Genomic DNA, 25,496 nt, shown 5'->3' with positions numbered 1-25,496 from the left:
ATTATGAATACATATTTTTATAATAACAATATTTACATAAACAAACATATAATGGGTGTTCTAAAATATTTAAAAATTAATTCCCTAAAAAAAATCACTTATGTTGTTTCGTTTATGTTGCTTCTTTTAGGAATGGGAGCATGTTCAGATATGAATGATCTTCACAAACCCTACTTGGATGAGGGCGAATATTTTTATGCAGAAAAAGTAGATACTGTTGTAATGGGTTCAGGACGCGAACGGATCCAATTTGGTATACACTTGAGCTCTGAAAATATTGAAACCATTCGTGTTTTTTGGAATAACAATTTGGATTCTGTTGATATTGAAATTGGAGAACAAAAAGGAATTTTCAATAAAATAATTGAAAATTTAGATGAAAATCAGTATATATTTAAATTTATCAGTATAGATAGAAATGGTAACAAATCCCTACCTTATGAAGCGGAGGGAATTGTGTATGGTGCTAATTTTCAAAGCCAGTTATTCAATAGAAAAATATTGAATGGTAAATTTAATAACCCTAATGAGTTAACTGTTAATTGGGATGTAGCTGAAACTGATGTTCTTTTCAGTAGGTTAGTATATACTGATATTAATAATGTTCAAGTTACTAAAGAAGTTTTACCATCAGAAGAAGCAACAGTTTTGTCAGGTTTTTCCAGTGATTTATCATACAGTACAGCATTCCTTCCTAATGAAATGGCAATTGATACATTTTATACACAGCCCGTTGCATTTAATAAAATTTTACTTGATAAATCCTTGTGGTCAATTGTTGATTTCTCTTCTCAAGAAGCAAATGGCGAAGGTCCTGTTAACGGGTTCGCTAAAGCAGCTATTGATGGAGATCTTGGAACCTTTTGGCATTCTCAATGGCAAGGTGCGTCGCCAGGCTACCCTCATTACTTTACAATTGATTTGGGATCAGTGAAAACTATTACCAATTTTGAAATTTTCCGAAGAAGTGGTAACGATGGAGGAGCCATTACTCATGAGTTTTGGGTGAGCAGTGATAATGTGAATTTCACAAAAGCAGCAACGCTTTATGCTAAATTAGAATCAGACAATGGTTATATTGTTAATGCTGATAATGATACTGTGGGAAGGTATGTGAAATATGTTGCGGTAGAAGGTCCAAATAATCATACTTATTTAGGAGAGATTAATATTTATGGTAATTAAAATTTATTTAAGTATTTAGATAAGATAGGATTATATATTTAAAATTTATAATAATAATTAATTTTTAACTAGACTAAATTTTTTTGATTTTAAAAATTTGGTAAAAGCTTTGAAAAAATAAAATATGAATAGAAGAAGTAAGGTATTGTACAAAGAAAAATTGATATGGATTTTTTTAGTTAGCGTCTGTATGTTTTTAGGTTATTCTTGTGAGAGCAGAAAGAATGTAGGAATACAGCAAAGAGAAGTAAATAGCAAACCAAAAATTGTAAATATTGTAAATTTTATTCGATTGCTTGAGCCTAGGGATGCCAATATTACAGAGGATGTTCTTTATCAGACAGTCGTAAATCAAGTTAAAATGATGAAAGAATATAATTTAGGTGGGACTTTCTTATTACAATATGATGCATTATTGGATTCACGTTATCAAAAATTACTAAAAGAATTGCCAAAAGATTCATTTGAAATTGGAGCTTGGTGGGAAATTCCAAAACCTATGGCTGAAAAAGCCGGTCTAAAATGGCGAGGTCGTTTTCCTTGGGATTGGCATGCTGATGTAGGTTTTTCAACAGGTTACACACCAGAAGAAAGGGAAAAGCTTGCTGATGTATATATGAATGATTTTAAAGAAATTTTTGGGTATTACCCTAAATCAGTAGCTTCATGGTTTATAGATGCACATACTTTAAATTATCTATATGAAAAATATGATATAGTAGCTTCTGCAAATTGTAAAGATCAATATGGAACAGATGGTTATACAATGTGGGGAGGATATTGGAATCAAGCTTATTATCCAAGTAAGATAAATTCCTATATGCCTGCACAAAATATGGAAAATCAAATTCCTGTACCTATTTTTAGAATGTTAGGTAGTGATCCTTTACGTCAGTATGATACTGGGTTAGGACATACTATACAAGGAGTTATTACGTTAGAACCTGTATATACTGATGCAGGAGGTGATGAAAATTGGGTAAAATGGTACCTAGATCAATTCATAAATGGAGAATCGATGGAGTATGCATATACCCAAGCAGGTCAAGAAAACTCATTTACTTGGAATAGTATGAAAAAAGGTTTTGAAATACAGTTACCACTAATTTCAAAATTGAGAGACGAAAATAAAGTCATAGTAGAAACACTGGAAGAGTCTGGTAAATGGTTCAAAAAGAATTATAAAGTTACTCCAGCAACATCTGTTGTTGTAGAAAATGATAATGGAACATTATGGAACGACAACCGCAAAACAGTTTGGTTTAATAGCCGTTTTTATAGAGCAAATTTATTGTGGGATCAGGATGGAACTTTAAAATTTAGGGATATTCATCTATTTGATGAGAATTTGAAATCTACTTATTTTGATAAAAAACTTGAATCTAATCAAGCACTGTTTTTCACCTTACCGATTGTAGATGGATACCTTTGGAGTAAACCTGATGAAATAGCAGGATTAAGGTTTAAAGAATTTATAAACGGAAAAGAAACCTTGTTAGAAGGAGGAAGCCCTACAATAACAAATCCAACGAAAGGAAAATTAGTTATATCATGGCCATTAAAAAATGACAAAGGATCAATATTAATGGAGTTTGACGAAAAAAAGGTGACTATAACTTATAATGGGGATAATGAAATAAATTGGTTTTTAGATTTAACAACAAGTAGGGGAGCAGAACTGCCTTTTAAAAAGATAAATTCAAACACTATTGACAGTAAATTTGAAAACACAAATTATTCTATTAAAGCAGAGAAGGGTGACTTTTCCGTACCAAACGACCAAACAATTTTTAGAATAACCCCCAGAATGGATTCTATTGTTCTAGATTTTTCATTGAGGAATTAGCCTTTTAAATAAACATCATTATATTATGAATATGATGGGAAATTAATGATAAGCTTGATATTAATATCAAGCTTATTTGTTTTAAATATTTTTGGACAAGTGTTTGGACTAATGTAAGTTTACTAATAAAATTGCTACATTGATTTGAATCAAAAAAGTAAGCTATAAAGAATTTCTGTCAATAAACTCAAAATCAACTTTTACTTTACCTTTTTCTTTGTGCAAAATCATTCTTGCAGTAATTTCTCCCATCATCTTAAAATTTGTTGATATGACTGTAATACCTAATAATTCTTTTAGAGGCGTATCATTATATGAAATAACCCCTATATCTTCTCCTAAAACAAATTCGTCTTCTCTAATTTGCTTAACTAAGTTAACTAAATCAGACTCTTCAATAGTAATAAATAAGTCTCCTTTTTTTAAAATAATATCATCATAAATATGTTCTAAAATCTCGAAATCAATGGAGTGTTCAACACAAAACTTTCTAAATCCATGTAAAATTCGTCTTGGATAGGGATAAATAGCCTTCTGTGGATAAGCTAAAAACAATTTTTTATATTTCTTTATTTTTAGAAGACCTTTTTTCAGAGCTGAGTAAATATCGTTTTCAAAATCCTGATAAATTTCTACAATTTTACCTTCAACACCTGGTTTATTGTTGTCTAGAATAATTAGTTTTTCTTTGGGCATTTTATTCAAAACTTTTAGGACATTATCAGTAAAACTAATATGTCTTAAATCATCTGTTTTAAAATGAGGCATGATTACATAATAATCATAAGCTGATTTGTGTTTTTCTAATAAATTTAAAAACAAAGATTCATCACAATGATAAATATGTAAATCCGTATGTGAATTTGCTCCAATACTATCTATAAATGAATTATATGTACGCATTTTATAAGAACTAAGTTTATTTACAAGAAACAGAATGTTTACTTTAGATATTAACTTAGTTCTCGTTATGTAATACCCTTTTCCTCTAATAGAGGAAATAATATTTCGTTCTTTTAAAATATTGTATGCTTTTTCTACGGTATCCCTTGATAAATAAAACTCTTCACTCAACATGTTAATCGATGGAATTTTTTGGTCGATTGTAAGATTTCCTTCGGAAATATTGTGAATTATAGAATTAACTATTTGTTGGTATTTAGGAACTCTTGAATTTTCATCAATCCTAATAAATTTCATCATTTTCATTACCCTAAATTTAGTTGTTTAATACTAAAGAATACATTTCTGTGCTTCCAACAAAGAAAAAAAATAAAATCTTTTTTATAAAAACAAATTTATGCATATTGAAGACGAATACTATCCTGCTTTGTTCCGAAAATTGAATAACTCTTTTTAATTTAGAACTTAGTCTAAAGATATCCTAAAATATATTTTTAAATTAAAGAAAACTGGACAGTACAGGACAGAATTTTTTTGGTTCTGTTATACTTTAGTCAAGAATTATATATAATTAATATGAACACAAATACAAAAAAATTTAATTACGTAGACTACCTGTGGGATGATGATAAAGCAAATGTATTAGCTGACGATCAAGTTGCTTTGTTTTTATACCGTTCAAATATATTAGGAGCTGATTTAAGAATCACTAATTATGGCGGTGGAAATACCAGCTGTAAGACCATAGAAAAAGACCCTTTAACCAATGAAGATGTTGAGGTTATGTGGGTAAAAGGTTCTGGTGGTGATATTGGGACATTAACTCGTTCTGGAATTGCTGGTTTATATACTGGCAGATTACGCGATTTAAAAAATGTTTACGGAGGTTTAAGTGATGAGGATCGCATGGTTGGTCTTTTTAACCATTGTATTTATGATTTAGATAGTAAAGCACCATCTATCGACACACCACTTCATGGATTACTACCATTTGCGCACATTGACCATTTACATCCAGATGCTTTGATTGCTGTAGCTGCTGCAAAAGACAGTGAAAAAGTAACTAAAGAAATTTGGGGTGATACTATGGGATGGGTACCTTGGCAACGTCCTGGTTTTGATTTAGGTCTTCAACTGGAAAAATGCCTGGCTGACAACCCTGATATTAGAGGTATCGTATTAGGAAGTCATGGTTTATTTACTTGGGGAGACACCTCTTATGAATGCTATATAAATAGTTTAGAAGTTATTGAAACAGCTTCTGAATATATTGAAAACAAGATAAAAGAAAAAGGATCTGTTTTTGGTGGACAAAAAATAGAAAGCCTTCCAAAAGAAGAACGCCTAGATAAAGCAGCTCAATTAATGCCTTTATTAAGAGGTTTATGTTCTTCTGAAAAAAGAATGATTGGACATTTTTCTGATAGCGATGTGGTATTAGAGTTTATAAACAGTAATGATTTAGCTAGATTAGCGCCATTAGGAACTTCTTGCCCAGACCATTTTTTAAGAACGAAAATTCAGCCTCTAGTTTTAACTTTAGATGCCCATGAAGATTTATCAGATTCAAAAGCGATTCTGGAAAAATTAGAACCTGCTTTTCAGCAATATAGAAAAGAGTACGCAGATTATTATAATACTTGTAAAAAGTCTAATAGTCCTGCTATGCGTGACCCTAATCCAGTAATTATTATTTATCCAGGAATTGGAATGTTTAGCTTCTCTAAAGACAAACAAACAGCACGTGTAGCTAGTGAGTTTTATATTAATGCTATCAATGTAATGCGTGGTGCTGAAGCGATTACCGAATATACTTCTTTACGAAGACAAGAAGCTTTCGATATTGAATATTGGTTATTAGAAGAAGCTAAACTTTCTAGAATGCCAAAAGAAAAACCATTGTCTAGAAAAGTAGCTCTTGTCACTGGGGCTGGGGGTGGTATTGGAAAAGCAATTGCTGATAAATTGGTTGAAGAAGGAGCAAATGTTGTATTAACAGACATTAATGAAGATAGTTTAAAAGAAGCACAGGCTAACTATAAACGGGATGTGTCTACCTATGCAATTTGTAATGTTACTAGTTACGATTCTATTAAAGATGCTTATAAAAAAGCATGTTTAGAGTTTGGTGGTGTAGATATTATTGTGCATAGTGCCGGGTTGGCAATCTCTAAACCTATTGAAGAAACGACAGAAAAAGATTGGGACATTTTACAAAACGTATTGGTTAAAGGTCAGTTTGAATTAGCAAAAGCTGGTGTTGAAGTGATGCGTAAGCAAAATTTGGGTGGAAACATTATAAGTATAGCTAGTAAGAATGGCTTGGTTTCTGGACCAAACAATGTTGGTTATGGAACAGCCAAAGCTGCACAACAGCATATGGCACGCTTATTAGCCGCTGAGTTAGCCTCTGATAAAATACGAGTCAATACAGTAAACCCCGATGGTGTTATAGTAGGTAGTAAAATATGGGAAGGGGCATGGGCAGAAGGTCGTGCGAAGGCTTATGGCATTACAGTTGAAGAATTGCCTGAGCATTACGCAAAAAGAAATTTATTAAATGAAATTATATATCCAGAAGACATTGCCAATGGTGTGTTTTCATTGGTTGCCGTTCTAGATAAAACAACTGGAAACATTATAAATGTTGATGGTGGAATGGCTAATGCATTTGTAAGATAATTATAGTTTGAGTTAGTTTAATTTGGGAAAACTTCCCTAACTTAATCGTTATTATATTTATGGAAGTTTTTTTTACGTAAAGTATATGAAAGTAGAAGAACAGAATATCCAAGATTCTAATAAAAATAATCTTGAATCACATAAGAACCATTTTGATTTTTTATCAAATAGCTTAACAAATAATGGTGTAGACGTTAATACCATAATTAACAAATTAAAAGACTTTCAAGTTGCAATTCCTAGTTGGGCTTTAGGAGCTGGAGGAACTCGCTTTGGAAGATTTTCGTTTTATGGAGAGCCTTCTTCATTGGAACAAAAAATAGAAGATGTTGGTATATTACATGCTTTAACAAAAACGGCGGGAGCAGTTTCTTTACATATTCCATGGGATGTGCCTGAAGACTATAAGGCTATTAAAGAATTAGGATCTAGTTTAGATATTAAGTTTGACGCCGTAAATTCAAACACGTTTCAAGATCAAAAAAATGCTAAAGAAAGTTATAGATATGGCTCGTTAAGTAATACCAGTGAAGCCGTAAGACAGCAAGCAATTCAGCATAACTTAGACGTTATCAATATTGGTGACAAATTAGGATCAAAAAGTTTAACGGTTTGGCTAGCTGATGGTTCTTGTTTTCCTGGACAAAACAACTTTCAAAACGCGTTTCAACATACAGAAAATAGTTTAAAGGACATTTACAAAGGGCTACCTAACGATTGGAGTATGCTTATTGAATATAAACCATACGAACCAAACTTTTATAGTACAGTTATCCAAGACTGGGGTACATCTTATATGTTAGCTAATGCTTGTGGAAATAAAGCATACTCACTTGTAGATTTAGGACATCATTTACCAAATAGTAATATAGAACAAATAGTTTCTATTTTAATGCTAAAAGGTAAATTAGGAGGTTTTCACTTTAATGACAGTAAATATGGTGATGACGATTTAACCGTTGGAAGTATCAAACCATATGCCCTCTTTTTAATTTTCAACGAATTAGTATATGGTATGCAAAACAACCCACAAAATCCAGACTTAGCCTGGATGATTGATGCAAGCCATAACGTAAAAGACCCTTTAGAAGATTTGCTTCAGTCTCTTGAAGCAATTCAAGAAGCTTATGCTAAAGCCCTTTTAATTGATCAAAACCAGTTAAAAGCAGCCCAATTAAATAATGATGTTGTAGAATGTCAGGAAATTTTACAATATGCTTACAGGACAGATGTTAGACCATTACTTGAAAAGGCTAGGTTAGAGTTAGGTGGTGCCTTAAGCCCCATCAATGCATACCGCTATTTAGATATAAGAAATCAGTTAATAAAAGAAAGAGGTAAACATACCGTGGCAACAGGATTATAATTTATATTGTTATGATAGATGTAACAGCCGTTTTTGATATAGGTAAAACCAATAAAAAATTCTTTCTTTTTGATAAAAATTATAAAGAAGTCCATAAAGAATACATTCGTTTTAATGAAATAAAAGATGAAGATGGATATTCCACTGAAAATTTACCAGTACTTCAAGAATGGTTGAAGCGGGTTTTTGAGAACATACTTCATGATTCCGAATTTAATGTACAGGCTATTAATTTTTCTACTTATGGAGCAAGTTTAGTGCATCTTGATGAGAATGGAGATGTATTAACGCCACTTTACAATTATACAAAACAAATAGATGACAGTATCATTGAATCCTTTATTGAGAAATATGGCCCCAAAAAAGACTTTATAAATACTACTGGGTGTTTTGATTTAAGCCTTTTAAACTCTGGATTACAGCTCTATTGGATTAAGTATGCCAAACCAGAGGTTTTCAAAAAAATAAAATATTCTTTACATTTACCACAATACCTAAGTTATGTTTTTACAGGCATTCCTTTAAGTGAATATACCAGTATAGGTTGCCATACTGCATTATGGGATTATACAAAAAAGGATTACCATTCATGGGTTTATAAAGAAGGTTTAAATTCGATATTACCTACCATTGTATCGACAGAAACCAGCATAAATATGAACTATAACGGAAAACGTATTAAAATTGGCGTAGGTATCCATGACAGTTCTGCCGCATTATTGCCTTATGTAAGAAGTGTAAAGAAAAAATTTGTATTAGTGTCGACAGGTACTTGGAGCATCTCATTAAATCCGTTTACCGATCATCCTATTTCTGGGGATACAGCTAATAAAGATTCTATAAATTATATGAGAATCAATGGGAAATCTGTTAAAGCCACTCGTTTATTTTTAGGCAATGAATATAAAATTCAGGTTAGTAAATTAGATAAACATTTTGGGGTTCCCGAAGATTACCATCGTCATGTTAAGTTTGATGGTGACATTTATACAGAAATCAATAAAGATTTTGAGCATATGTTTAAATGGGAAGGGATTATAGATGAAGATATGCCCTCTAAAACAAAAATACCATACACTAAATTTGAATACGCATACCATCAATTAATGATTGAATTAGTCATGTTGCAAATTAAAAGCATCAAAGATGTTATTGATGGCGATGTTATTAAACGATTATATATAGATGGTGGATTTAGCGATAATGATCTGTATGTTAGATTACTATCACATCATTTCAGAAATATGAAATTGCGAACTACCGATTCTTCCCTAGGATCAGCTTTAGGTGCTGCAATAGTTATTTCTGATTCAAAACTTAATTCTAAATTCCTTAAAAAAAACTATTCATTAAAAAAGCATGTCCCATTTATTATCAGCTAAATATCTATTAATCATAAAATCACTTTAGCCGCCATTTTTTGAACAAGTTTTAATATTAAATATAATGTCACAGAATATAAAATTAGAGCATCCAAGAGATCAAATTACTAAGATTATTAGTCGAATCTATAAAAGAGGTATGACCACCACTTCTGGGGGTAATATTTCAATTATAGATGATGCTGGTGATATATGGATAACACCATCGGCTATAGACAAAGGCTCCATAAGACCATCAGATATTATTTGTGTTAAAAAAGATGGAACTATAATTGGGAAGCATAAACCTTCTTCAGAATTTCCATTTCACAAAGCCATTTATGAAGAGCGTCCTGATATTAAATCGGTGATACATGCACATCCACCAGCACTTGTTTCTTTTAGTATTGTACGTCAAATACCTAATACGAATATTATTTCACAAGCCAGACATATTTGTGGTCCTATTGGTTATGCAAAATATAAATTACCTGGTAGTGAAGATTTAGGAAAAGTGATTGCCGATGAATTTAAAAAAGGGTTTAAAGCGATCATTATGGAAAATCACGGAACCGTTTTAGGAGGAAGTAATTTAACGGATGCCTTTGAACGTTTTGAAGCTTTAGAATTTTGTGCTCGAACTATTTTATATGGTTCTCAAATTGGAACACCAAGTTATTTGGAAGATTCACAGATTGATGAATTTGAATCTCAAAATAATTATATGATTCCAGAAATGAAATCAATCGAATATCCTTCTGATGAAGTAGAGAAACGAATAGAAATATGCAAAATAGTGCAAAGATCTTGTCAGCAAGGCTTAATGATAAGTACTTATGGCACGGTTTCTATGAGATGGAAAAACAATGATTTCCTAATAACGCCTACTAATATAAATCGTTGGGATATAAATATTGATGATATTGTTCAAATAAAGAAAGGTAAGCGTGAAAAAGGGAAAAAACCGAGTAGGGCGACATGGCTACATCAAGAAATTTATAAACGAAATCCTGAAGTAAATTCTATAATTATGACACAATCTCCATACTTAATGGCATTTGGAGTTACGAAATCCTATTTGAACGTACGTACCATTCCTGAAAGCTGGATTTTTTTACAAGACATTCAGTCTATCAAATATGGAAGTCATTTTAAAACGAATACACATTCTAAAATTATAGAAAATTGCCCAACCGCATTGATCATTGAAAATGATTCTGTGATTATTACCGGTGATAAACTACTGCAAACATTTGATTATCTTGAAGTAGCGGAATTTAGTGCAAAATCAATTGTATTAGGAACTTCCTTGGGCAACATGGTACCAATTAACGATGATCAAGTTGAAGAATTGAGAAAGAAATTTTTAGCTTAGTACCAATTAAATCTTCTATAAAAAATTACAGGATTAGCTCGTTGAGTTTTTTGTGTATTTATACTACATATACTGTTAAACTCATAGCACCTTGAGCTCCAATAACCAAGCATTGTTCTATATCTGCTGTTTTTGATGGGCCTGAAATAAAAAGACCAAAATTTCTTTCCCTTTGAGCAATAAGCTCATATGCATTTAACATGTGGAGGCATATGGCCTCTTTAGATAAAACAATAGCTAAATCATTTGTAATAAATGGAAGTGCACGTAGGGTAAATTGATTTTCAGAAATCCAAATTGAACCATTTTCAGCAACTCCCAAATCTCCTTTTATGATGGCTAAATCGATTAGTGCAAGATCATGTGGATCAGTATTTTCAAAAATTGAAATATTGCCTAATGAGGAATTCTCTAGTTCACAAACAATTTGTTTGGCATTAGGGAACATTTCTTTAATTTCCCTATCAAGATCTGCTAATGCAATTTCTTTAATTCTACCTCCAACTAGTTTAACATTATCTTTAAACCTTTCTGCCAAATTTGTTTCCTCAGAAAAAGCATTTAGGTCTATATCTGGTAAAGGAAGTAATGTGGGCTTATTTTCCCGTATTGATATTAAAATTGCTTCTCTACCCATTTTTAGTTCTCTTTTTGTACCATTCATCAAAGATTTCATTTTTCACCTCTGGTAAGTCGCGTGCTTTTCCCCAAGTATTTAATCTATTATATATCATGAATTTAGGTGCTTTTTTTAAAATAAATCTAGCAGACTTTCCTGATAAACTATACAGCCTAGGTTTTGATAAAACCACTCCTGCAATTTTTAATATTGAATTTTTTAATAGGGGCTGTTTTTGTTGTTTAACAATAACCTGTCTCCATTTATATAGCTGTTTGTGAATATTGATTTTTACTGGGCATACATTTGAGCAAGAGCCACATAAGGTGGAAGCAAATGGTAAAGAACTGTGTTTTTTCATATCCATCCCTGGTGATAAAATAGATCCAATAGGGCCAGGAATGGTAGCATCATAACTATGACCACCACTTCTTCTGTAAATAGGGCAGGTATTCATACAGGCTCCACACCTAATGCAATGCAAAGAAGCCCTGAAATCTTCTCTACTTAATTGTTCGGTTCTTCCATTATCTACAATGACAATGTGCATTTCTTTTCCAGTAGCTGGCTTATTAAAATGAGAAGAATAGGTTGTAATGGGTTGACCCGTTGCGCTTCTTGCTAATAACCTTAAAAATATACCTAAATGTTTTTCTTTTGGAATTATTTTTTCAATTCCCATGCAAGCGATATGCACTTTTGCCAAGTGCGCTCCCATATCAGCATTTCCTTCATTGGTGCAAACTACAAAACCACCAGTATCTGCAATAGCAAAATTAACACCTGTTATAGCTGCATCTGCTTTTAAAAATTTATCTCTTAGATGTTTTCTGGCTTCATGTGTTAGATACTCTGGATTGCCAAAATTTGGTTTTGTTCCCAGATATTCTTGAAATAAAATATCCACCTCCTCCTTTGTTTTATGTATGGCTGGCAATACAATATGGCTAGGGGATTCTTTTGCTAATTGAACAATACGCTCACCTAGGTCTGTATCAATGACCTCAATCCCTTTGGATTCTAAATAGGGGTTTAAATGACACTCTTCGGTAAGCATAGATTTGCTTTTCACTACTTTTTTTGCATTATGCTCAGCCAATATATTGTTTACAATTATATTATGTTCTTCAGCATTAGAGGCCCAATGTACTTTAATTCCATTTTTTTGTGCATTTTTCTCAAACTGAATCAGGTATTCATCTAGATTCGATAGCACATTTGCTTTGATACCAGATGCTAATTCTCTTAAATATTCCCATCCTTGAACCTTATGGGCTGAGAGGTCTCTTTTTTCTCTAACATACCATAATGCTTTATCATGCCAATTGACCTTTGCTTCATTTTTGTTGAATATTTCCGCTTTTTTCGAATGGCTCATATTAAATACAACTATTTAAAATTTCGGCAATGTGCATTACTTTTAATGGCTGTTTATTTCTATTGATTAAACCTTCTAAATGCATTAAACATGAATGATCTGCTCCTGTAATCACTTCAACATGACTGTCAATATGGTCTTTAATTCTATCTTTTCCCATTTTAACTGAAATAGCTTCTTCAAATACAGAAAAGGTACCTCCAAATCCACAACATTCATCTTTTCTTGATAAGATCATTAACTTCAATCCTATGACTTGATTTAATAAATTTTCTTCTATAGAATAATAAGCATCCATTTTCTCAGAACAAGACCCTAGTTTGAGTCCCCTTAAACCATGACAGCTTTTGTGCAACCCTACTTTATATGGAAAAGATGCCCCGAGATTGATTTTTCCTAGCACTTTTACTATGAATTCACACAACTCATAAGCATTGTCCCTTACCTTGATTACTTCGGGGGTTTGTTCTAAAATATCAAAATGGTGTTTAACATGATAGATACAGCTTCCCGATGGTCCAACTATATAATCGTATTCCTTAAAATTTTCAACAAATATTTGACAAGCTCCCTTTGAATTTTCCTCATAGCCAGAGTTACCAAGCGGTTGTCCACAACAGGTTTGCCCTTCTGGATAGTAAACGTCTTGCCCTAATTTCTCCAATAATTCTAAAGTAGCAATAGCAACTTGTGGGTATAATTGATTGATATAACATGGTATAAATAAACCTACCTTCATTTTTTTATTTGATTATTTCACATTCAAATTTTGTTATTTATAAAGTATTATCCGTCCTGTCCCTTCCTGCTTTTCTTAAATCAAATAATATTAAACACATACCATAAATTTATTTAGCAATACAAATGCAATACGGGACAGTACAGGATAGAATTAATTAAATCATATTCTATTTTCGGCTTAGAATATCAATTCATAGGAATACTAATTACTCTATAAATTAGTATTTTAGATTACATTCTAAAGAACCCAAACTCTTAAAAGGACACCCTTAGTAACTTTGTAAACGAAAAATATCAATGACACAATATCATAAAGAAGAAGATATAATAGAAGACATTTCAGGAGGTGAATTTGAAAGAACACCAGTTCCAAAATCTAAACTTAAAAGCTGGAAAAGCTTTTTGGGCATGTATGCCGGAGAGCATGCTGCAGGTACTGAATTTGTTATTGGCCCATTATTTTTAACAGCTGGTGTTAGTGCTTTTGATCTTATTATAGGTTTACTAATTGGTAATTTGTTAGCGGTATTGAGCTGGCGTTTTTTAACTGCAGAAATTGCTGTTAAAAATAGATTAACGTTATATTTTCAATTAGAAAAAATTTGTGGTAAAAACCTTGTTACTGGTTATAACTTAGCAAATGGTATTCTTTTCTGCTTTTTAGCTGGCTCTATGATTACCGTCTCTGCAACTGCTGTTGGAATTCCTTTTAATATGCCAATGCCAAAATTAACAGATACCATGCCTAACGGAGTCTCTTGGATTATTATAGTTCTTGCCATAGGAACAGTTATCTCCTTAATAGCTGCACGTGGTTATGATACTGTTGCCAAAGCTGCCAATTGGATGTCACCTGTTATTGTGTTAGCCTTTGTGGTATGTGGAATTGTGGCTTTAAAACAACTAGGTGTGACTAGCTTTTCTGAGTTTTGGGATATTTGGGAAGAAGGAAGAGCCCCGTTTCCTGGTCAAATAAAATATACTTTTTGGCATGTAGTTATTTGGTCTTGGTTTGCTAATGCCGCTATGCATATTGGAATGTCTGATTTATCCGTTTTTAGGTTTGCAAAAAAAGCTAGTTCTGGATGGACAACAGCTGCTGGAATGTATGTAGGTCATTATATGGCATGGATATCTGCCGCTTTACTATATGCTGTATATATACAATCCCCCGAAGCTCAAGCATTTTTATCCTCCGGAGAAGCTCCTCCTGTTGCTCCTGGTCCTTTAGCATACAATGCCATTGGCATTTTCGGAATTATTGCTGTTGTTTTAGCTGGTTGGACAACAGCAAATCCTACTATCTATAGAGCAGGGTTAGCATTTCAAGCGATATTTCCAAAATTATCTACAGCTAAAGTTACAATTATTGCAGGCTCATTAGCCACTATTGCTGGTTTATTCCCTGCATTCGCGATGAAATTATTAGGGTTTGTTGCCTTGTATGGATTTATTTTAGCACCCTTTGGAGCCATAATTGTATTTGAACATTTCTTCTCTGAAAAAGCTGGGGTCATTAAAAACTATGCTGAGGTAGCTAATATAAAATTTAACACAGCTGTTATATTAGCTTGGGGCATTAGTTTTGGTTTATTCTATTTTATTTCTTTGCAATTTGATGTGTTTTTATCGTTTGTTACATTTCCTGCATGGTTGCTGTGTGGTGTTTTATTTTTAGCCTTCAGTAAATATTATCAAAAAAAGCAATATGCATGAAAGCTTTCTTATAATTATATGTTCTAAACCCCATCTAATCCAAATATTTTAGAGAGATTTCTCAGGGCTTATTAAAACACCTTTAAAAGTGTAATTCTGTAAATAAGAATGACTTTTTTCAAAAGCTATACTAAAAGTTGGTTGTTTAGATCATTTATTATTTCCATTGAAATATAGTAAAGAATTTTATCAACCGTATAAAACTTGAATGCAAAAGAAATATATGAAGGTATTACATTACGATTTGAGTTACAGTTTTTAGAGAATCGGTTATAAAATCTTACCATGTCATTTTGGAGTTTATAGTGTCCTTATCTTATTATCGGTAACAATCGTGGTTAGAATACCCATAAAGAGTATTATGGATAGGGAGTCTTATAGAATTCATCCGGAAATAAAGCATTTACTTTTTTAGGTAAACGATTCCATGCAAATGTGTAGGTTAGTATTGAAACAAAGAATTGGTTAAGAATGCTCTGTTGATATGACAAAAAATTAAATGTCAGTGTTTTAACAAAAATATTTTATTGGAATTTATATCGAACTTACGTTATTTAGAAAATGATGGTGAACAAATAGAAAAGGAAGATGGATTTAGGACAATTTAAATTGTTCGAATAACTAGAGGCTTAACAGGATAGTTTAATCAAAATGCGTATAAACATGCGTATAAACACGTAAGATTTAGAGTTAGATAAATTAATATTGAACAAAAATTTCAATTCAGAATTTATACAAAAGAGAGTAAAATATTTTGTTCTAGAGCTTGTATTAACAGGTGTATAATTTTTTCAAGAAAACACACTTTAATGGTGCAGGTTTAAAGTGTATCACAATAAAATATCTTTATCAATTTACAATTTATTGAAAACTATTTAACTCTTTATGACCCTATTTCCATACCAAGCTATATAAACAAAGCAAATCATTGGTAATATAAAGGAAAAGTTAATCTCGGAAACTCCTAGTATAGTAGTGTCGGCAACGCCATTTCCACCTATATCAATGATAATAGCTTGCATTTTTGGCATTAAAGCCCCTCCAACAATAGCCATTACCAAACCAGCAGACCCAACCTTAGACTGTTCTTCGGTCAAATCACCCAAAGCGATGCCATAGATAGTGGGGAACATTAAGGACATACAAAAAGAAACCCCTACCAAACAATACAAACCAACATCTCCTTCTATGATTATAGTTCCTAATGAAAATACGGTTGCCAATAGAGCAAAATACATCAATAATTTGCCTGAGCTTATAAAACGCAACAAATAAGTACCAATGCCTCTACCTATTGTAAAAAAAATAAAAGCAGCCATTTGGTAGTAACCTGCCGTGACACTATCTATACTTATGGCTTCAGCATATTGATAAATGTATGTCCAACACATAATCTGTGCACCAACATATAGTACTTGAGCCAGGACTCCTAATACATATTTCTTATTTTTTCCTAAAGCCGCAAATGTTTCGCCAATGTTTGGCATCTCTCCATCTTGTTTGGATTGGGGCATTTTACTAACCAAAAACAAGACAAATACCATTGAAATGACAAGACCTAATATAACGTAAGGATTTCTTATTACCATTAAATCCGACGTTCTAATTAGAACTTTCGACACTTGATCTAAAGCTTTAAAATTTACTACATCATCTGATTGTAGGTTTTTTAAAACAAATTGTTGAGCTACAAATAAACCAACAATTAACCCCACAGGATTAAAAGCCTGAGCCAAATTCAACCTTTGTGTTGCTGTTTCTTTGTCGCCCATAGCCAATGCAAATGGATTAGCTGCTGTTTCCAAAAAAGCCAATCCAAACGTTAAAATATACAGCCCTAGGCAAAAAAACCAGAACTGACCTGTAATTGCTGCTGGGTAAAACAATAAGGCTCCTATGGCATACAATCCTAAGCCAATTAATATTCCTACTTTATAAGAATACCTTCTCATAAACAAGGCTGCTGGCAAAGCCATACAGAAATACCCACCATAAAATGCCATTTGTACCCATGCCGCCTCTGAATTAGACAGTTCCAATACTTTTTTAAAGGCTTGTACCATAGGATCTGTCACGGCATTTGCAAACCCCCATAATGCAAACAATGAAGTTACTAAGATAAAAGGTATAAGATCTTTTCTTGATACAATAACTGATTTTTTTTCGTTTTTCATTATAATATGAATTTTTTTATAATAACTTTTAACTTTACTGATTATACTGATTCAAATGCTTTTCCAAAAGCTTAATAAAAACAATCTCCAACAACACTTCTAGCTTGAAATCCACGAACATTACCATTGGAAGTAAAGTGCCAATCACTTATAATGACCAAAAGCATTACTATCACTAGCTACTTCAACGTCATTGTTTTTTATCCAATAGAACTTGACATGTTTTCCATCAATACTTGTGGCAAAGTTGTTTTGTTTTAGTAATTGCTCATTTTTGTTGTCTACTTTGTTTTCTTTGACCGTTTCATCATACTTTCTTTTCCTTACAGGATAAAGACAATTCCACAAAAGAAAGTAGCATTAGTTTCACGATTTTTCTCTTCTCTTCATTTTTTTTGAAGATTAAATAAAATGAATTACCAGATTACGAACGAATCTGGTAATTCAAATTAATCAAAATTAACTACTAAACTAATTAACTAATAAACTAATTATCCATGTGGATTCTCAAAATTAGTTATGGCTAAAATAGATTAAGAATGATAAGACTCCATCCTGTACTGTACCGTTTTTGTAACTTATAGGTATTTAATGTTTTGAATCTTTTGATATCTTCTCTTAGGGTTATTAATTTAAAAACCTTTTCTACCACATTGTGGGAATGCTTTAAATCCTCTATTGCTATGGTAACAAAACCATTAACATAAACACCTATAATGATATCACAAGTATTCTTTAATAGGTTTACTGGAAAATTGTTTAAAACACCGCCATCTACATAATAGGAACCCTTTATGTCAACGGGAGCGAATATCCCAGGAAAGGCTACAGATGCCAATCCGGGTTTTATCAATTCACCATCGTTAAATACGCCAGTTCACCATTTAGTACATTGGTAGCTGTAATAAATAATTATTTTTTTAGAACCGAATAATCATCTTTTTTGAGATATAGTTTAAAGGAACTATAGAATTTTTAAGCATCGATAATACCTAGTTTTTTTACTGCATATTTTTTTAATTCTAATATCTGAATGGTTCTGAAAAAGGTCAACATCTCTTTCCAATCATATCCTTAAGGGTATAAAGCACCCAATATAGCACCTATACTTGAGCCCGCTATATGTGTAGGTATGATATGCTGTTCTTCTAATGCGCGAATGACCCCAATATGATTGGAATATAAAGTTATTTATAGACATAATATGCCAAAAATAATTAAGGATAAACAAAAAGCTAAATTTGTTTACGTCTTGCCTAAATTCGTATTAAGAGATAATGAAAAATTGCTGATTGAATTAAAAGAGCATTATGGACATAGGATTTTGGCAATTAAAACTAAATTATGAATTGCTTATGGATTCCTCTAATTGAAATTTATTTCTTAATGCATTCATATCCTCACTTACTTTTTTATCAATTATTTTTGCATAGTGCTGAGTAGTTCTCAAAGATTTGTGTCCAAACATTTTACTTACGGATTCAATAGGGACTCCATTAGTAAGTGTTACGGTAGTTGCAAACGTATGACGAGCTAGATGAAATGTTAGATTTTTATTTATTCCACATAAATCCGCAATTTCTTTGAGATAAGCATTCATTTTTTGGTTGCTTAAAACAGGAAGCAAAAGTTCAGTGTCCAAAGATTCCTGATGTGCTTCGTATTTATCAATAATTGCCTGGGGAATTGAAAGAATAGGAATATTACTTCTGGTATCTGTTTTTGTTCTTTTGGTTTTAATCCAATTTTGGCCATCAATACCAATAACAATATCATTTTTGGTAAGCTTTTTTACATCAGCATAGGCCAAACCAGTAAAGCAACTAAAAATAAAGATGTCCTTAACTTGGTTCAATCGGTCAGTTGAAAAATCCTTTTCAACTATTTTTTGAATGTCTTCACTTGTTAGAAATTCCCTGTCCACAATTTTAAGTTTGGCTTTCCAATGAATAAAGGGTCTTTGCTAATCCAGTCATTGGCAAAGGCAATGTGAATGATTTTTTTTACATTCGTTATGTATTTAATTGCTGAATTGTGAGTACAGCTTCTTGTTGTTTTTAGATAATATTCAAATCCAGTAATAAACTTAAGATCTACTTCTCTAACAGGAATATCTTTAACTTGATACTCTTTCAGAATATAATCAGTAACATGCTTCATTGCCGTTTTATAGCGTTATGCTGTTCCAGCTGAAAAATCTTTGCCCACTAACTCATTAACTTTATCATTGTGTTCTTGAAAAATCACCAATAGCATCTTTTGATTGCTATTCTTTCCCAAATAGATGTTTTTGATTTTTTCAGCTGTAATCAAAATGTTGTTTTCTGAGAGTTGTTCTTGAATTTTATTGATCTTGAGTTCTATTGAGAGAAGATATTTATTCAATTCCCGAACATCTGGAGTAGTGCCTCTTATTTTACCTGCATCAGAATTCCATCGCGTTAATTGCACTTTACGCCTTATACTAAACTCACTTCGCTTACCATTCTCAGTGATGCGTGCATATATGGCGCATAACCGTTTTTGTCAATATCGTTTCCTCGTGGGTAGAATAGCATGGTGAATGTAGTTTGCATCGGTGCGTATTTTTTATCTCCACTAAAATACAAAAAAAATAATCAATTATAAAAATCACACCATGCTCGTAAACCATTGTATTACAGTGTTTAAAAATCAATTCGGTGCGTAAATTTTATTTTAAAAAATAAGCACCGAATCCCGCACTTTTTATTTGATATTTTATGGTTTTATTTGATATTGAATAAAATTAAAAACCCTGTAAACATTTAATTTACAGGGTTTTAGTGGAATTTGATACATTCCCAGCGGAGAAAGAGGGATTCGAACCCCCGGAGGTGTGACCCTCAACAGTTTTCAAGACTGCCGCATTCGACCACTCTGCCATTTCTCCTTGAGTGCCTCATCAGCTATTCGCTGAATGCGGGTGCAAATATAGAACCCTTTTTTATTTCTTTCAAATAAAAGATCGTTTTTTTAAAACTTTTTTTATGCTTTTTTTTAGATGTTTTATATTTATTTTTAAAAAGTAAACAAACACAAAAATCAATCATATTAAATTCGTCATTATCATAGTAAAACAAAATTTCAAATCTTATTTTTGTAAACGTTTAACATACAAATATGAATATCATAAAACGTTTAGAATGGCGATACGCTACTAAGAAGTTCGATAAAACCAAGAAACTTCCAATTTCTAAATTAAATATATTAAAGCAAGCTTTTAATTTAACAGCAACGTCTTTTGGTTTACAGACCATAAGTTTGGTGGTTGTTAAAAATAGTAAGTTAAGAACTTTGCTCTTAGAGCATTCTTTTAAACAGGCACAAGTTATTGATGCCTCAGACTTATTGGTGATTTGCATTAAAAACACTATTATAGATAAAGATGTAAATGATTATTTTGACAGTATTAAAACCATAAGGAACACATCTGAAACCATTTTAGAGCCTTATCGAAATAATCTTATAAAGACTATGACGGGCATGTCTGCTAAAGAACAACAACAATGGTCCATGAATCAAGCCTATATCGCGTTAGGAAATTTAATGACCGTTTGTGCTATTGAAGGTATAGATTCTTGCCCAATGGAAGGATTCATTCCCGAGAAATATGATGATGTTCTTAATCTGAAAGAAAAAGGGTTAAAATCTGTTTTATTATTGCCTGTCGGCTACAGAGCTGAAGATGATATGTTTGCAGGGTTTAAAAAAGTGAGAAAAGCTATCTCAGATACCGTTTTTGAATTATAATTTATAAAAATATATTATGCCAGGATTTGAATTATTTGGTGACGCAGAAAGAAAAGAAGTAAATGACGTTTTAGAGAACGGGGTTTTAATGCGTTATGGCTTTGACGGCATGCGTAATGGGCATTGGAAAGCAAAAGAATTAGAGATAGCATTACAAAAATCATTTAAAACTAAATATGCACAACTCGTGTCTAGTGGTACGACGGCTGTAACACTTGCATTGGCATCTGCTGGAGTTGGGGCAGGTGATGAGGTGATTATGCCTACGTTCACATTTGTAGCCAGTTTTGAAGCCATCATGGCGTTAGGAGCCATTCCTGTTTTGGTTGATATTGATGAAACCTTAACATTAAGTCCAAAGGCAGTCGAAGCTGCTATCACATCCAAAACGAGAGCCGTTATGGTGGTTCAAATGTGTGGTAGCATGGGAGATATGACTGCATTGCAAAAAATATGTCATGAACACAAATTACTTTTAATTGAAGATGCTTGCCAGGCCATTGGAGGAACCTATAATAACAAACCTTTGGGCAGTATTGGTGATTTGGGCTGCTTTTCTTTTGATTTTGTTAAAACCATTACCTGTGGAGAAGGGGGAGCTGTTATTACTAATAATGAACAGTATTACACCAATTGTGACCATTACAGCGATCATGGTCATGACCATATAGGACAAGATAGGGGGGCAGAAACACACCCATTTTTAGGATATAATTATAGGATATCAGAATTGCACGCTGCTGTAGGTTTAGCGCAAATAAAGCGCCTGCCAGAGTTTTTATACCTTCAAAAGAAAAACTATGGTATGCTTCGTGAAGCATTATCTCAAATTCCGGAAGTTGTTTTTAGAACGGTTCCAGAAGGCGGTGAAGAAAGCTATGCCTTTTTAAACTTCTTTTTACCAGATTTAGAAACCGCGACTCAAGTAGCGCAAGAGTTTAAAACAAGTGGCATAGATGGTTGTTTTCATTATTATAACAATAATTGGCATTATATAAAAAAATGGGATCATTTAAAAGAATTAAAATCGCTTTTCCCAATTTCGGCTGAAGTTAGAACAGGATTAGAATATCTAAAAACTAAAGAATTTCTTCAATCTGACCATTATATTGGTAGAAACTTATCTTGTTTAATTAAACTATCTTGGACAGAAGAAGAAGTTAAAATGAGAGCAAATAAAATGGTAGAGGTTATTAAAAAGGTTTTAAATACTTAATAAGTAACATAATCCACAATTTCTAATCCATAGCCAATCATACCCACACGCTTGGTTTGCTGGCTATTGGATATTAATTGTAGCTTGTGGATGTTTAGGTCGTGTAATATTTGGGCACCAATCCCAAAATCTCTGATATCCATATTGATTTTTGGTGCTTTTGTGACAATATTATTTTTTTGATTTTCTTTTAAAAAAGTTAATCGGCTTAATATATCAATAGACTGAATTTCTTGATTAATAAAAATAATAGCCCCTTTCCCAGCATCATTAATGACTTTAAACATATTGTTTAATTGCTGGTCAACATTGTTTGTTAAGGTTCCTAAAACATCATTATTAACCAACGTAGAATTTATTCTGGTTAATACAGCTTCATTAGTTTCCCACAAACCTTTTGTTAAAGCAATATGTATTTGATTATTAGTAGTTTGTTTATAGGCTCTTAATCTAAAACTTCCAAAGCGAGTTTCAATATCAAAATCTTCTTTTTTCTCAATTAATGAATCATGTTGCATTCTATAGGCAACTAAATCTTCTATAGAAACTATTTTAAGGTTTAGCTTTTTAGCAACTTCAATTAAGTGAGGTAAGCGGGCCATGGTACCATCTTCATTCATGATTTCTACAATAACTCCTGCAGGTTTTAATCCTGCTAACCTCGCAAAATCTATGGCAGCTTCGGTATGCCCCGTACGCCTTAATACACCACCTTCTTTGGCAACTAAAGGAAATATATGGCCTGGTCTAGATAAATCGTGTGGCTTGATATCTTCATTTATTAAAGCCTTTACTGTTTTGGCTCTATCGCTTGCGGAAATACCTGTAGTTACACCTTGTCCTCTTAAATCAACAGAGACCGTAAAAGCCGTTTCCATATGGTCTGTATTTACGCTGACCATCATATCCAATTGTAATTCTTTACAACGTTTTTCTGTAAGAGGTGCGCATATAAGACCTCTTCCGTGAGTGGCCATAAAGTTTATCATTTCAGGAGTCGCTTTATCTGCGGCGGCTATAAAATCACCCTCATTTTCTCTATTGGCATCATCTACAACTATAATTACTTTACCATTTCTAATGTCTTCAATGGCATCATGTATGGTATTAAGTTTAAACTGTTTCGAGCTATATGTGGTTTCAGTTTCAATCATCATAATACAAAGATATTGCTTATTTTAAAGACTCTAAACAATTTTGTTTTAGATCTTCTTTGATTTTAGATTTTAAAAAGGGATAGGTTATCATATATAATGGTAATCCAACTATCAATAAAATCAAATGTGATATTTTTAATTTCTTATTAATGTACTTATAAAAGTTGGATAAATTCAACATGGATTTCAAGTAGTAAACCACAAATAAAAACAATGATATTAAGCTTAATTGTATAGATGCTGACGCCAAAGATGGTAACTTATTATTTCTAAAAACAAAAAACAATACCAATAAAATAACGCCTATACTATAAAGCACAATTGAAAATTTTGAGTGTACATTAAAATTTTTGACTATAGTTTGAGACATACCAAAATTCTTATTGAATTTAATGTTGTCATTTAAATCTTCAGTTTTAATGCCTCTACTGTTCAATAAATTAATAGCTTCAAACCGAATACCTTCTTGATACCCCAATGCCTCATAATTATTTATGGCGTCTTTAAGCCTATCGTTAGTAAACGAGTATAGAAATTTATAGTCTACACTATCACTATCTTTTATGTTCAACATTTTCTTTATAGGATCCATAATGCTGTCCATTTCAAACAAACCTCTATCTTCGGTTGCCCTTTTAGTAAAATATACACCTAAGGGTAACATGATTAATGTTGAAAACCAAGGGGCTAATACGGGATTTAATCCCCCACTTTTAGCACTATTGGTGGCGAAAATACCAATAAAATGATAGGTTAAAAAAATCAAAATAGCTACTATCATAGGGAGTCCAATACCTCCTTTTCTAATCAAAGCACCTAAGGGAGCACCAACAAAAAATAAGATAATACAAGCAAACCCTAATGCTAATTTCTCATGTAATGAAATAATATGCCTGTTGTAATTAATAGTATCAGTTTTTATATTATTTTTTTTAGTTTCAATAAATTGTTCAACACTACTTATGGTGCTAACTGATGTTCTAAGAAATTGAACTTTTTTATTTGTAGGATACAAATCTAAAATGTTTCCTGTAAAGATGGAATCAGATTTTACTTGTTCTTTGTTCTCTGGAATTGAGCTTATAACATCTGAACTGTGATTTTTCTCAATATTACTCCGTTGATAGAGGGATTTAGAAAATAGTTCCTGATTTTCTTGGTGTTTTTTAGAAAGCGAATCTAAAGTATAATTCAATCCGCTTATATTAAGCATGTTATATTTGTCAGTTAAAGATTTATCGTCAAGGTCTACATTATCTACTTGAGATAAATCTATGTTGATGGTATATGTTTCAAAGGTGCTTTTTGCGAAAGGCTTTTTTTGTCTTTCAGTAATATCCTTAGGTTGTAGATCATTATAATAGTTACCATCTTTAAGAACCAATTTTAAAACATTCGATTTTTCACTACTTATAAGTTCACCTGTTTTTGATTTTATGGTTTCAGCATACCTTGTACCATTGGCAGCTTTAATGTGAATGATCACATTCTTAAGATATTGGCCTTTATCCCCACTTTTATTATCCACTTTAATATTATAGTCCCCAACTTCATTAAATTGTCCTTCGGCAATAGCCATAGCAGGTTTTAGTTTTGCAATATTTTTACGAAGATTGAATGAGTTAAATTCTGCCCATGGAATCACATTATTTGCAAATAAAAAGGTGGTAAAACCGAGTATAACTATAAAAACACTTAATCCAGACATGGCTCTTTGTAAAGAGATTCCGGTAGATTTCATAGCGGCAAACTCGTAATTTTCTGCAAAACTCCCAAACACCATAATGGAAGCTAATAATATAGTAAGTGGTAATACTAGGGGAATAAGTTTAGGTAAAAAATAAATTAAAAATTTAATTATAACAGCAATATCTAAATCTTTTCCAGCTAACTCCCTAATATATAGCCAAATGGTTTGTAGCGCAAAAATTAGTATGAGAATAGAAAACACACTAATAAAAGTTTTAAGATACGTTGTTAGTATGTAACGGTCTAATATTTTCACA

At 32.1% G+C, this 25,496-nt stretch carries 22 protein-coding genes and 1 tRNA gene; 9 read left to right on the top strand and 14 right to left on the bottom strand.

Annotation, left to right across the window (positions count from 1 at the left end; genetic code table 11):
* Window positions 1–3: 3 nt before the first annotated feature.
* Window positions 4–1,185 (top strand): DUF4998 domain-containing protein, encoded by a 1,182-nt coding sequence (locus DKT72_RS03105; RefSeq protein ID WP_111307259.1) that lies wholly within the window; start codon window positions 4–6, stop codon window positions 1,183–1,185.
* Between the two features lie 124 nt (window positions 1,186–1,309).
* The gene (locus DKT72_RS03100) at window positions 1,310–3,031 is read left to right on the top strand and encodes a DUF3863 domain-containing protein (protein WP_111307258.1); all 1,722 of its coding nucleotides are present in this window, start codon (window positions 1,310–1,312) and stop codon (window positions 3,029–3,031) included.
* 162 nt (window positions 3,032–3,193) lie between these two features.
* On the opposite strand, the gene DKT72_RS03095 is transcribed toward DKT72_RS03100, so the two are convergent.
* The gene (locus tag DKT72_RS03095; RefSeq protein ID WP_111307257.1) at window positions 3,194–4,234 is read right to left on the bottom strand and encodes a GntR family transcriptional regulator; all 1,041 of its coding nucleotides are present in this window, start codon (window positions 4,232–4,234) and stop codon (window positions 3,194–3,196) included.
* Window positions 4,235–4,510: 276 nt separating this feature from the next.
* On the opposite strand from DKT72_RS03095, the gene DKT72_RS03090 reads away from it, so the two are divergent.
* From DKT72_RS03090 to DKT72_RS03075, 4 genes are all read left to right on the top strand, one after another.
* Window positions 4,511–6,616: a bifunctional aldolase/short-chain dehydrogenase gene (locus DKT72_RS03090; RefSeq protein ID WP_111307256.1), complete on the top strand. Its 2,106-nt coding sequence runs from the start codon at window positions 4,511–4,513 to the stop codon at window positions 6,614–6,616.
* Window positions 6,617–6,701: 85 nt separating this feature from the next.
* A complete protein-coding gene (locus DKT72_RS03085) occupies window positions 6,702–7,982 on the top strand; it encodes a sugar isomerase (protein ID WP_111307255.1) in 1,281 nt (426 codons plus the stop codon).
* 11 nt (window positions 7,983–7,993) lie between these two features.
* Window positions 7,994–9,364, top strand: coding sequence for an FGGY-family carbohydrate kinase (locus DKT72_RS03080; protein WP_111307254.1), 1,371 nt, complete (start codon window positions 7,994–7,996; stop codon window positions 9,362–9,364).
* Window positions 9,365–9,428: 64 nt separating this feature from the next.
* Entirely contained in the window at window positions 9,429–10,718 is a 1,290-nt protein-coding gene (locus tag DKT72_RS03075) for a class II aldolase/adducin family protein (protein ID WP_111307253.1), read from the top strand.
* Between the two features lie 58 nt (window positions 10,719–10,776).
* Here the strand turns inward: DKT72_RS03075 and DKT72_RS03070 are convergent, their stop codons facing one another.
* From DKT72_RS03070 to DKT72_RS03060, 3 genes are read right to left on the bottom strand one after another with little or no spacing between them, the layout of a single operon-like run.
* Window positions 10,777–11,355: a LutC/YkgG family protein gene (locus DKT72_RS03070; RefSeq protein WP_162623226.1), complete on the bottom strand. Its 579-nt coding sequence runs from the start codon at window positions 11,353–11,355 to the stop codon at window positions 10,777–10,779.
* Window positions 11,348–12,715 carry a lactate utilization protein B gene (locus tag DKT72_RS03065; RefSeq protein ID WP_111307251.1) on the bottom strand — a complete coding sequence of 456 codons (1,368 nt, stop codon included), beginning with the start codon at window positions 12,713–12,715 and terminating at the stop codon, window positions 11,348–11,350. Before DKT72_RS03065 ends, DKT72_RS03070 begins: the two co-directional genes overlap by 8 nt.
* Window position 12,716: 1 nt before the next feature.
* A complete protein-coding gene (locus DKT72_RS03060) occupies window positions 12,717–13,454 on the bottom strand; it encodes a (Fe-S)-binding protein (RefSeq protein WP_111307250.1) in 738 nt (245 codons plus the stop codon).
* Window positions 13,455–13,753: 299 nt separating this feature from the next.
* Between DKT72_RS03060 and DKT72_RS03055 the strand changes: the two genes are divergently transcribed.
* Window positions 13,754–15,172: a purine-cytosine permease family protein gene (locus DKT72_RS03055; RefSeq protein WP_111307249.1), complete on the top strand. Its 1,419-nt coding sequence runs from the start codon at window positions 13,754–13,756 to the stop codon at window positions 15,170–15,172.
* 875 nt (window positions 15,173–16,047) lie between these two features.
* Here DKT72_RS03055 and fucP read toward each other — a convergent pair.
* The 8 genes from fucP to DKT72_RS03020 all read right to left on the bottom strand — a co-directional run bounded on the left by fucP (window position 16,048) and on the right by DKT72_RS03020 (window position 20,257).
* A complete protein-coding gene (fucP, locus tag DKT72_RS03050; RefSeq protein ID WP_111307248.1) occupies window positions 16,048–17,346 on the bottom strand; it encodes an L-fucose:H+ symporter permease in 1,299 nt (432 codons plus the stop codon).
* A 144-nt stretch (window positions 17,347–17,490) separates the two neighbouring features.
* The gene (locus DKT72_RS03045) at window positions 17,491–17,694 is read right to left on the bottom strand and encodes a hypothetical protein (RefSeq protein ID WP_111307247.1); all 204 of its coding nucleotides are present in this window, start codon (window positions 17,692–17,694) and stop codon (window positions 17,491–17,493) included.
* Window positions 17,695–17,869: 175 nt separating this feature from the next.
* Window positions 17,870–18,199, bottom strand: a complete 330-nt coding sequence (locus DKT72_RS18475) for a patatin-like phospholipase family protein (RefSeq protein ID WP_111307246.1) — start codon at window positions 18,197–18,199, stop codon at window positions 17,870–17,872.
* 221 nt (window positions 18,200–18,420) lie between these two features.
* A complete protein-coding gene (locus DKT72_RS18690) occupies window positions 18,421–18,480 on the bottom strand; it encodes a hypothetical protein (protein WP_369074217.1) in 60 nt (19 codons plus the stop codon).
* A gap of 208 nt (window positions 18,481–18,688) precedes the next feature.
* On the bottom strand, window positions 18,689–19,270 hold the full coding sequence (locus DKT72_RS18640; protein ID WP_317048418.1) for a site-specific integrase: 582 nt from the start codon (window positions 19,268–19,270) through the stop codon (window positions 18,689–18,691).
* The gene (locus DKT72_RS18635; RefSeq protein WP_317048417.1) at window positions 19,252–19,506 is read right to left on the bottom strand and encodes a phage integrase SAM-like domain-containing protein; all 255 of its coding nucleotides are present in this window, start codon (window positions 19,504–19,506) and stop codon (window positions 19,252–19,254) included. The genes DKT72_RS18640 and DKT72_RS18635 overlap by 19 nt, the downstream gene beginning before the upstream one ends.
* A gap of 15 nt (window positions 19,507–19,521) precedes the next feature.
* Window positions 19,522–19,809, bottom strand: coding sequence for a hypothetical protein (locus DKT72_RS18630; protein WP_369074216.1), 288 nt, complete (start codon window positions 19,807–19,809; stop codon window positions 19,522–19,524).
* A gap of 363 nt (window positions 19,810–20,172) precedes the next feature.
* Window positions 20,173–20,257, bottom strand: a tRNA-Ser gene (locus DKT72_RS03020).
* Window positions 20,258–20,487: 230 nt separating this feature from the next.
* Between DKT72_RS03020 and DKT72_RS03015 the strand changes: the two genes are divergently transcribed.
* Window positions 20,488–21,117 carry an NAD(P)H-dependent oxidoreductase gene (locus DKT72_RS03015; protein ID WP_111307244.1) on the top strand — a complete coding sequence of 210 codons (630 nt, stop codon included), beginning with the start codon at window positions 20,488–20,490 and terminating at the stop codon, window positions 21,115–21,117.
* Between the two features lie 16 nt (window positions 21,118–21,133).
* Complete coding sequence (locus DKT72_RS03010) at window positions 21,134–22,333, top strand: DegT/DnrJ/EryC1/StrS family aminotransferase (protein ID WP_111307243.1); 1,200 nt, start codon at window positions 21,134–21,136, stop codon at window positions 22,331–22,333.
* On the opposite strand, the gene ribB is transcribed toward DKT72_RS03010, so the two are convergent.
* Together ribB and DKT72_RS03000 are read right to left on the bottom strand one after the other, a co-directional pair.
* On the bottom strand, window positions 22,330–23,487 hold the full coding sequence (ribB, locus tag DKT72_RS03005) for a 3,4-dihydroxy-2-butanone-4-phosphate synthase (protein ID WP_370445566.1): 1,158 nt from the start codon (window positions 23,485–23,487) through the stop codon (window positions 22,330–22,332). The two genes, DKT72_RS03010 and ribB, sit on opposite strands and share 4 nt — an antisense overlap.
* A 19-nt stretch (window positions 23,488–23,506) precedes the next feature.
* On the bottom strand, window positions 23,507–25,495 hold the full coding sequence (locus tag DKT72_RS03000) for an LptF/LptG family permease (RefSeq protein WP_111307241.1): 1,989 nt from the start codon (window positions 25,493–25,495) through the stop codon (window positions 23,507–23,509).
* Window position 25,496 lies beyond the last annotated feature (1 nt).

The sequence above is a fragment of the Confluentibacter sediminis genome (assembly GCF_003258355.1).
GTDB classification, from domain to species: domain Bacteria; phylum Bacteroidota; class Bacteroidia; order Flavobacteriales; family Flavobacteriaceae; genus Confluentibacter; species Confluentibacter sediminis.
The sequence above is the reverse complement of the archived record's forward strand: the minus strand, read 5'-3'. Positions and strand labels throughout refer to the sequence as shown.

Coding starts and splice junctions, on each gene's coding strand:
- DKT72_RS03070 (WP_162623226.1), bottom strand. CDS start 11,355: ATGGGTAGAGAAGCAATTTTAATATCAATACGGGAAAATAAGCCCACA.
- DKT72_RS03100 (WP_111307258.1), top strand. CDS start 1,310: ATGAATAGAAGAAGTAAGGTATTGTACAAAGAAAAATTGATATGGATT.
- DKT72_RS03060 (WP_111307250.1), bottom strand. CDS start 13,454: ATGAAGGTAGGTTTATTTATACCATGTTATATCAATCAATTATACCCA.
- DKT72_RS18635 (WP_317048417.1), bottom strand. CDS start 19,506: ATGAAGCATGTTACTGATTATATTCTGAAAGAGTATCAAGTTAAAGAT.
- fucP (WP_111307248.1), bottom strand. CDS start 17,346: ATGAAAAACGAAAAAAAATCAGTTATTGTATCAAGAAAAGATCTTATA.
- DKT72_RS03090 (WP_111307256.1), top strand. CDS start 4,511: ATGAACACAAATACAAAAAAATTTAATTACGTAGACTACCTGTGGGAT.
- DKT72_RS03080 (WP_111307254.1), top strand. CDS start 7,994: ATGATAGATGTAACAGCCGTTTTTGATATAGGTAAAACCAATAAAAAA.
- DKT72_RS03075 (WP_111307253.1), top strand. CDS start 9,429: ATGTCACAGAATATAAAATTAGAGCATCCAAGAGATCAAATTACTAAG.
- DKT72_RS03055 (WP_111307249.1), top strand. CDS start 13,754: ATGACACAATATCATAAAGAAGAAGATATAATAGAAGACATTTCAGGA.
- DKT72_RS03095 (WP_111307257.1), bottom strand. CDS start 4,234: ATGATGAAATTTATTAGGATTGATGAAAATTCAAGAGTTCCTAAATAC.
- DKT72_RS03015 (WP_111307244.1), top strand. CDS start 20,488: ATGAATATCATAAAACGTTTAGAATGGCGATACGCTACTAAGAAGTTC.
- ribB (WP_370445566.1), bottom strand. CDS start 23,487: ATGATTGAAACTGAAACCACATATAGCTCGAAACAGTTTAAACTTAAT.
- DKT72_RS03105 (WP_111307259.1), top strand. CDS start 4: ATGAATACATATTTTTATAATAACAATATTTACATAAACAAACATATA.
- DKT72_RS03085 (WP_111307255.1), top strand. CDS start 6,702: ATGAAAGTAGAAGAACAGAATATCCAAGATTCTAATAAAAATAATCTT.
- DKT72_RS03010 (WP_111307243.1), top strand. CDS start 21,134: ATGCCAGGATTTGAATTATTTGGTGACGCAGAAAGAAAAGAAGTAAAT.
- DKT72_RS03065 (WP_111307251.1), bottom strand. CDS start 12,715: ATGAGCCATTCGAAAAAAGCGGAAATATTCAACAAAAATGAAGCAAAG.